The following is an 8,667-nucleotide window of genomic DNA, read 5'->3' as shown; positions in this document are numbered from 1 at the left end:
TTCAAGCCCGCACCTTGGCGCGACGCCCCGCGTTCAGCCCCTCGGCCGACCCGGCAGCCCCGCCTGCCGCGCCCGTGGTGAACCCCCGCGACATCGTCGGTGGCCTGGAAAAGGGCCTGGCGGTGATCGAGGCCTTTGACCTCGACAAGCCCCGCCTCACCGTGAGCGAAGTGGCCCAGCGCGCCCAGATCAGCCGGGCCGCTGCGCGCCGCTACCTGATCACGCTCACCCAGATCGGCTACGCCCAGTTCGACGGCCAGTGCTACGCCCTGACCCCGAAGGTGCTGCGCCTGGGCCAGAGCTACATGCACTCGGCCCGCATGCCGCGCCTGATCCAGCCCCGCCTGCACAAGATGGCGCAGGCCCTGGGCGAGAGCAGCTCGGCCGGCGTGCTCGACCACGACGACGTCATCGCCGTGGCCGCCGCCAGCGTGGGCCGCCGCGTGGTCTCGGCCACGCTGCAACCCGGCACCCGCGTGCCCGCCTACTGCACCGCCAACGGCCGCGTGCTGATGGCCAGCCAACCCGAATCCGGCTGGGACAGCTGGCTGGCCCGCCAGCGCCTGCTGCCCCTCACGCCCCACACCCTGACCGACCCGGCCGCACTGCGCCTGGAGCTGGCGCGCACCAAGGCCCGGGGCTATGCCCTGGTCGACCAGGAGATGGAGCCCGGCCTGCGCACCCTGGCCGTGCCGCTGCGCAATGCGCGCGGCGAGGTGGTGGCCGCCATCAATGTGAGCGTGAGCGCCAGCCACGTGAGCCTCGAAGAACTGACCGAACGGGCCCTGCCCGCCCTGCTGGACACCCAGGCCGACCTGCGGCCCCTGCTCTGAATCACCCCGCCCCTTGAAGAACCCGCCGCTGGCGGGCTGGGCGAAGCCTTGTCTGAAAGGAAACCCTCATGTCCATCCCCTCCCGCACCCAGGTCGCCATCATCGGCGCCGGCCCCTCGGGCCTGCTGCTCGGCCAGCTGCTGCACCGCGCAGGCATCGACACCGTCATCCTCGAGCAGCGCACGCCCGACTACGTGCTGGGCCGCATCCGCGCCGGCATCATCGAACAGGTCACGGTGGACCTGCTGGTCGAGGCCGGTGTCTCCGAGCGCATGTTCAAGGAAGGCCTGCCCCACGATGGCTTCGAGCTGTGCTTCAGCGGCCAGCGCCACCGCGTCGACATGCACGCCCTCACGGGCGGGCGCCGCGTCATGGTCTACGGCCAGACCGAAATCACCCGCGACCTGATGGACGCCCGCCAGGCCAGCGGCGCCCCCATCGTCTACGAAGCCACCGAGGTGGCGCTGCACGACTTCGGCAGCAGCCAGCCCAGCGTGAGCTACACCCACCAGGGCGAGCGCCACACCCTGCAGTGCGACTTCATCGCGGGCTGCGACGGCTTCCATGGCGTCTCGCGGGCCAGCGTGCCGGCCAGCGCCATCCAGAACTTCGAGCGCGTCTACCCCTTCGGCTGGCTGGGTGTGTTGTCGGACACGCCGCCGGTGGCTCATGAACTGATCTACTCCAACCACGAGCGCGGCTTTGCCCTGTGCAGCATGCGCTCCAACACGCGCAGCCGCTACTACGTGCAGTGCTCGCTGCAAGACCAGGTGAGCGACTGGAGCGACCAGCGCTTCTGGAACGAACTGCGCAGCCGCCTCGACCCGGACACCGCCGAACAGCTCGTCACCGGCCCCTCGATCGAAAAGAGCATCGCGCCGCTGCGCAGCTTCGTGGCCGAGCCCATGCGCTTCGGCCGGCTCTTCCTGGCGGGGGATGCGGCCCACATCGTGCCGCCCACGGGCGCCAAGGGCCTGAACCTGGCGGCCTCCGACATCGCCTACCTCTCGCGCGGCCTGATCGAGCACTACCAGGAGCACAGCAGCGCCGGCATCGACGCCTACTCCGAACGCGCCCTGGCCCGCATCTGGAAGGCCGAACGCTTCTCGTGGTGGATGACCACCCTGCTGCACCGCTTCCCCGAGAAGGACGCGTTCGACCACCGCATCCAGCGCGCCGACCTCGACTACCTCGTGGGCTCGCAGGCCGCGCTCACCTCGCTCGCAGAAAACTACGTCGGCCTGCCCATGGCCGCCTGAACGGCTCGCCCGTTTGCCCTCATCCTTCCACCCTCAAGGAGACAAGCCCATGTCCAACACCCCATCTTCGCGTCCGGCCCCGGGCGCACCGCACACGCTCGATGTGCCCGACTTCATCGACCGCCAGCCCCTGTCGGCCTACCAGTGGCTGATCCTGGTGCTGTGCTTCCTGATCGTCGCGGCCGATGGCTTTGACACCGCCGCCATCGGCTACATCGCGCCCTCGCTGGTGAAGGAATGGGGCGTGGCGAAATCGGCCCTGGGCCCCGTGCTCAGCGCAGCCCTGTTCGGCCTGGCCGTGGGGGCCATCACCGCCGGCCCGCTGGCCGACAAGTTCGGCCGCAAGAAGGTGCTGCTGGCCTCGGTCTTCTTCTTTGGCGTGGCCAGCCTGCTGACCGCCACGGCCGAGACCATCGAGGTGCTCACCGCCCTGCGCTTCCTCACCGGCCTGGGCCTGGGTGCGGCCATGCCCAACGCGGTGACGCTGATGTCGGAGTTCGCCCCGGCCCGCCGCCGTGCGGTCATCGTCAACACCATGTTCTGCGGCTTCCCGCTGGGCGCCTCGGCCGGTGGCTTCCTGGCCTCCTGGCTGATCCCGCACAGCGGCTGGCACGCGGTGCTGATCGCCGGGGGCGTGGTGCCCCTGCTGCTGTGTGTGGCGCTGCTGGTGCTGCTGCCTGAATCGGTGCGCTACCTCGTGGTGAGCGGCCAGGGTGCCGACAAGGTGCGCGCCGTGCTGCGCCGCATCGCCCCGCAAGAGGCGGCCACGCTGGCCGGTGTCACCCACTTCACGGTGGCCGAACACAAGCCGGTCAGCAAGCAGTCGGCCGTGGGCGTGGTGCTCTCCAAGCCCTATGTGGTGGGTTCGACCATGCTGTGGCTCACCTACTTCATGGGCCTGGTCATCTTCTACCTGCTCACCAGCTGGATGCCCATCCTCGTGAAAGACGCCGGCTTCACCATCGAACAGGCCGCCCTGCTCACCGCCCTCTTCCCCCTGGGTGGCGGCATCGGCACCATCTTCTCGGGCTGGCTGATGGACAAGCTCAACCCCCACAAGGTCATCGCCGTGGGCTACGCCCTGACCGCCCTGCTGATCTACGCCGTGGGCCAGAACACGGGCAGCGTGATCGGCCTGGGTGCCCTGATCTTCCTGGCGGGCACGGCCATGAACGGCGCGCAGTCGTCCATGCCCTCGCTGGCCGCGGCCTTCTACCCCACCCAGGGCCGTGCCACGGGCGTCGCCTGGATGCTGGGCATCGGCCGCTTTGGCGGCATCGCCGGCGCCCTGCTCGGGGCCGAACTGATGCGCCAGAAGCTGGGCTTCGACCAGATCTTCACCCTGCTGACCCTGCCTGCGCTGGTCGCCGTGGTGGCCCTGGTCGTGAAGATGCGCTTCACAGCGCGTGTGTCACCAGTCTGAAGTCCGGGTCTTCGGCAAAGGGCTTCACCTCGAAGCCCAGGCTGCGCATCAGCTTGAGCATGCCGCCGTTGTGGGTCAGCACCAGGCCTTCGATCTCGGTCAGGCCCTTCTCGCGGGCCACCTGCATGATGCTTTCCATCAGGCGCGAGCCCAGGCCCTTGCCCGCAAAACCATCGGCCACCAGCAGCGAGAACTCGCAGCTGGCGCGGTCGGGGTTGGTGATGTAGCGTGAGACACCGATGATGCGCTCCGTCTCGGTGATCTCGCCATCGTCGCCCGCAGTGCGCTGCTTGAACACGGCCACCAGGGCCATCTCTCGGTCGTAGTCGATCAGGGTGAAGCGGGCCAGCATGGCCGGCGGCAGCTCGGTCATGTGCGAGACGAAGCGGAAGTAGCGGCTCTCGGGAGAGAGCTTGGCCACCAGCTCCTGCAGCATCTCGGCGTCGTTGGGGTGCACGGGGCGCACCGTGTACTCGCCACCGCCTCGCATGGGGTAGACCTGCTCGTAGCGCGCCGGGTAAGGCAGGATGGCCAGGTGGTTGTAGTGGCTGCTCAGGCCGCTGGCGGCCTGGGGCGCGCTGTCGATCACGATGCGGGCGTCCACCGCCACGGCGCCGTTCTCGTCCACGATGATGGGGTTGATGTCCATCTCGCGCAGCTGCGGCAGCTCACACACCATTTCCGAGACGCGCAGCAGCACCTGCTCCAGCGCGTCCATGTCGACGGCGCTGGCGCCACGCCAATCGCCCAGGGTCTCGGCCACGCGGGCGCGCTCGATCAGACGGCGGGCCAGGTACTGGTTCAGCGGGGGCAGCTCCATGGCCCGGTCGTCGATCAGCTCGATCATGGTGCCGCCGGCACCGAACACGATCACGGGGCCAAAGGGGTCGTCGGTCACCAGGCCGATGTAGAGCTCGCGGCCACGGCGGGCACTCGCCATCTTCTGCACCGTCACGCCATTGATGCGGGCATCGGGCTGCAGGCGCTTGACGCGCTCGACCATGTCCACATAGGCCTCGCGGGCGCTGGCCCCCGTCATGATGTTGAGCGCCACGCCCTGCACGTCGGACTTGTGCGAGATGTCGGGCGAATCGATCTTGAGCGCCACCGGGAAGCCCAGCTGCATGGCCACCATCATGGCCTCGGTCGGGTTGCGCGCCAGGATGGTCTGCGTGACCGGGATGTGGAAGGACGACAGCAGCGTCTTCGATTCCATCTCGGTCAGCACCTTGCGGCGCTCGGCCAGCACGCTCTCGATCACGAGGCGGGCGCCCTCGATGTCGGGCTTGGCCAGGGTCGACAGCGGCGGCGGCGTTTGCTGCAGCAGCTGCTGGTTCTGATAGAAGGTGGCCAGGTTGCCGAAGGCGCCCACGGCGGCCTCGGGCGTGCGGAAGCTCGGGATGGCCGCGTCGTTCAGGATGCCGCGGGCCTCGCCCACGGAGGCGTCGCCCATCCAGCACGAGAGCAGCGGCTTGCTGATGTGCTTCTTGACGTCGGACAGGGCCTGGGCCACGGCCGCGGCGTCGCCGCCCACCTTGGGCGAGTAGATGGCCAGCATGCCGTCGACCTGCGGGTCGCGGTTGGCCGCGTCGACCGCCGCACGGTAGTGCTCGGGGCCGGCGTCTTCAGAGAGGTCGATCAGGTCGGTCAGCGAAGCCAGCGCGGGCAACTGGGCTTTCAGCTGCGCGGCGGTCTCGGCCGAGAGCTTGCCCAGGCTGAGCGCGATCTCGTTGGCCCAGTCCGCGGCCAGCACGCCCGGCCCGCCACCATTGGTGACGATGGCCATGCGCCGGCCCACCGGGCGGTAGCGCGAGGCCAGGCACTTGGCGGCCGAGAACAGCTCCACAAAAGAGCGCACGCGCACGGCCCCCGCGCGGCGCAGGGCGGCGTCGAACACGTCGTCCGACCCCACGATGCTGGCACTGTGGGTCTGCGCGGCCTCGTTGCCGGCGGGCTTGCGCCCGGCTTTCAGGATGACCACCGGCTTGGCATTGGCGGCCGAGCGCAGCGCGCTCATGAAGCGGCGGGCGTTGGAGATGCCCTCCACATAGACCAGGATGCTCTGGGTGCGGCCATCGTTGGCCAGGTAGTCGAGCACGTCGGCGATGTCGACCGCCGTGTGCGGGCCCAGCGACACCACATTGGAGAAGCCCACCGCGTTGTTGCCCGCCCAGTCGAGCATGGCCGCCGTGAGCGAGCCCGACTGCGAGACCAGGGCCAGCGGCCCGGTCGAGGCCATGTGGCCCAGGGCGCTGGCGTTGAGCTGCAGCTTGGGGTTCTGAAAGCCCAGGCCATTGGGGCCCAGCAGGTAGATGCCCGCCTGCCTGGCGATCTTCTTGAACTCGGCGGCCTTGTCGGCGCTCACACCGCTGCAGATCACCAGGGCGGCGCTGCAGGCCATGCGGGCGGCCAGTTCCAGGGCGGGGCCCACATCGGCCACCGGCAGGGCGATGATGGCCAGATCGGCGCGGGCCTGGGCCAGGTCGGCCAGGGTGCCGCTGGTGTGGATGTCGAGGAAGCTGATGCGCCCGGCATAAGGCTGGGCCTTCAGCGCCGCCTGCAGGGCCTGGGCCAGCGGCGTCTGGCTCGCCACATCGTCCACCGAACCGGCGAAGACAACGATGGATTCGGGGGCAAAAAGTGGCGAGAGGTAATGTTTGTCCATGGGCTTCTAATCGGCGCCGATCAGCACCTTCAGGTGTGCGGTCACGCTGCGAGCGAGTGGGCTCAGCACGTAACCCCCTTCCAGGCAGGACACGATGCGGCCCTGCGCGTGGCGTTCGGCCACGCCCACCAACTGGCGCGTGACCCATTCGTAGTCTGCCTCGACCAGGCCCAGATTGCCCATGTCGTCTTCTCGATGTGCATCAAAACCCGCTGAAATGAACACCATCTGCGGCTCGAAGGCATCGAGCGCCGGGATCCACTGCGTGCTCACCGCCTCGCGGAAGACGTCGCCACAGGAGCGCGTGGGCAGGCCCACGTTGACCATGTTGGGGCCGGTGGCCGTCTCGCCATTGAAGGGATAGAGGCCTTTTTCGAAGATGGAGCACATCAGCACGCGCTCATCGCCGCGGAAGATGTCTTCGCTGCCATTGCCGTGGTGCACGTCGAAATCGATCAGGGCGACGCGCTCCAGGCCGTGCACGTCCAGCGCATGGCGGATGCCCACGGCCACGTTGTTGAAGAAGCAGAAGCCCCCGGCGTGGTCGCGCTCGGCATGGTGCCCGGGCGGGCGCACGCAGCAAAAGGCCGCCGGGGCCTGCCCGCCCAGCACGAGGTCGACCGCCTGCACCGCCGCGCCCGCGGCCCGCAGGGCGGCCTTCAGGGTGTAGGGGTTCATCGAGGTGTCGGGGTCGACCTGGATGTGGCCCTCGCTGGGCGACTGGGCCATCAGCTCGCGCACATAGAGCGAAGAATGGGCGCGGCCCAGCTGCTCCTCGGTGGCCAGGGGCGCGTCGTAAGGCGCCATGTAATCGAGCAGGCCCTTGATGAGCAACTGGTCGTTGATGGCACCCAGGCGCTCGGGGCATTCCGGGTGGTCCTTGCCCATCTCGTGGCGGATGCAATCGGGGTGGGTGATGTAGGCGGCCAGCATGTCTTTGTCTCCTGTGGCGAGCGGTGACGGTGTGCGTCCTTCAGCCCCCTCTGCGGGAGGTCTGAAATCCCAGTCTACGCCTGGGGCAAACGCCTGCCAATGATCCAAAACATGACACCCGGCGATCATGAGGGCGCACTCTCGGAAGGCCTCCACCATGCCCAACCTGCTGTCTGGCGAAACCTCGCCCTACCTCCTGCAACACGCCGCCCACCCGGTGGCCTGGCAGCCCTGGGGCCCCGCCGCCCTGGCCGAGGCGCGCAGCCAGGGCAAGCCCATCCTGCTGTCCATCGGCTACGCGGCCTGCCACTGGTGCCACGTGATGGCCCACGAATCCTTCGAGGACGAGGCCACGGCGGCGCTGATGAACGCGCACTTCGTCAACATCAAGGTCGACCGCGAAGAACGCCCCGACCTCGACCAGCTCTACCAGGACGCCCACCAGCTGCTCACCCAAAAAGGCGGCGGCTGGCCCCTGACCGTCTTCCTGGCGCCCGATGGCACCCCCTTCCACAGCGGCACCTACTACCCGCCCGAGGCCCGCTACGGCCGCCCCGCCTTCAAGGACCTGCTGGGCTCGGTGGCCGAGGCCTGGGCCAGCCGCCGCCCCGACATCGAACGCCAGAACGCCCAGGTGCGCGCGGCCCTGCAACGCGCCCTGCCCGCCTTGAGCCTGCCGGCCCAGGGCCCGGCCGCCGCGCTATCTGCCCTGGCCGGCCCCGTGCAGGACGCCGCCCGCCAGTGGCTCGCCGAACGCCACGACGCCGAACACGGCGGCTTTGGCGGCGCGCCCAAATTCCCCCACCCCAGCGACCTGGCCTGGCTGCTGGAACGCGGCGTGGCCGAAGGCGACGGCGGCGCCCGCGAAATGGCCCTGCACAGCCTGGCGAGCATGGCCCGCGGCGGCCTGCAGGACCAGCTGGCCGGTGGCTTCTTCCGCTACAGCGTCGACGCCCACTGGGGCATCCCCCACTTCGAGAAGATGCTGAGCGACAACGGCCTGCTGCTGGCCCTGTACGCCGACGCCGCCGCCCTCACCGGCGAGCCCGTCTTTGGCCGCGCCGTGGAGGCCACCGTGGCCTGGTTACTGACCGAGATGCAGCTGCCCGGTGGCGGCTTTGCCAGCTCGCTGGACGCCGACAGCGACCCGCCCGGCAGCGAACCCACCGAACGCGAAGGCGCCTTCTACGTCTGGCAGGCCGAGGCCGTGCGCGCCGCCCTCAAGCCCGTGGAGTGGGACCTGGCCTCGGCCCACTGGAACCTGATCGACGCGCCCAACTTCGAAGGCCGTGCCTGGCACCTGATCGAGGCCCGCCCCGCGGCCGAGATGGCCCGCACCCTGCAGCAACCCCAGACCGCCATCCAGACCGTGATCGACGCCGCCCGCGCCACGCGCGATGCGAACGCCGCGCCCGCGCGGCTGCGCCAGCCTGCGTTCAACCAGTTGCTGCTGCAACTGCTGGCGGCACATCCGGACGATGCGCGCCCGTGGATTGATGTCTGTTCAGTGGATCGTGTAGCCGCCGTCGACGACGAGGCCGACGGCCAGCGTGA

General features: G+C 69.3%; 6 protein-coding genes. 4 read left to right on the top strand and 2 right to left on the bottom strand.

Features of this window, described 5'->3' with window-relative positions:
• Positions 1-74: 74 nt before the first annotated feature.
• The 3 genes from QZ994_RS16990 to QZ994_RS16980 all read left to right on the top strand — a co-directional run bounded on the left by QZ994_RS16990 (position 75) and on the right by QZ994_RS16980 (position 3,515).
• A complete protein-coding gene (locus QZ994_RS16990) occupies positions 75-833 on the top strand; it encodes an IclR family transcriptional regulator C-terminal domain-containing protein (protein ID WP_290874399.1) in 759 nt (252 codons plus the stop codon).
• Positions 834-901: 68 nt separating this feature from the next.
• Positions 902-2,092, top strand: a complete 1,191-nt coding sequence (gene pobA / locus QZ994_RS16985) for a 4-hydroxybenzoate 3-monooxygenase (RefSeq protein WP_290874396.1) — start codon at positions 902-904, stop codon at positions 2,090-2,092.
• Between the two features lie 49 nt (positions 2,093-2,141).
• A complete protein-coding gene (locus QZ994_RS16980) occupies positions 2,142-3,515 on the top strand; it encodes an MFS transporter (protein ID WP_290874394.1) in 1,374 nt (457 codons plus the stop codon).
• Here QZ994_RS16980 and QZ994_RS16975 read toward each other — a convergent pair.
• Positions 3,490-6,180, bottom strand: a complete 2,691-nt coding sequence (locus tag QZ994_RS16975) for a bifunctional acetate--CoA ligase family protein/GNAT family N-acetyltransferase (protein WP_290874391.1) — start codon at positions 6,178-6,180, stop codon at positions 3,490-3,492. The genes QZ994_RS16980 and QZ994_RS16975 overlap by 26 nt on opposite strands.
• A 6-nt stretch (positions 6,181-6,186) precedes the next feature.
• Entirely contained in the window at positions 6,187-7,113 is a 927-nt protein-coding gene (locus QZ994_RS16970; protein ID WP_290874389.1) for a histone deacetylase family protein, read from the bottom strand.
• A gap of 157 nt (positions 7,114-7,270) precedes the next feature.
• On the opposite strand from QZ994_RS16970, the gene QZ994_RS16965 reads away from it, so the two are divergent.
• On the top strand, positions 7,271-8,667 hold a 1,397-nt coding region (locus QZ994_RS16965; protein ID WP_290874386.1), incomplete at its 3' end, for a thioredoxin domain-containing protein.

Origin of the sequence: Aquabacterium sp. (assembly GCF_021768455.1) — a bacterium.
GTDB lineage: Bacteria > Pseudomonadota > Gammaproteobacteria > Burkholderiales > Burkholderiaceae_C > Aquabacterium.
The sequence above is the reverse complement of the archived record's forward strand: the minus strand, read 5'-3'. Positions and strand labels throughout refer to the sequence as shown.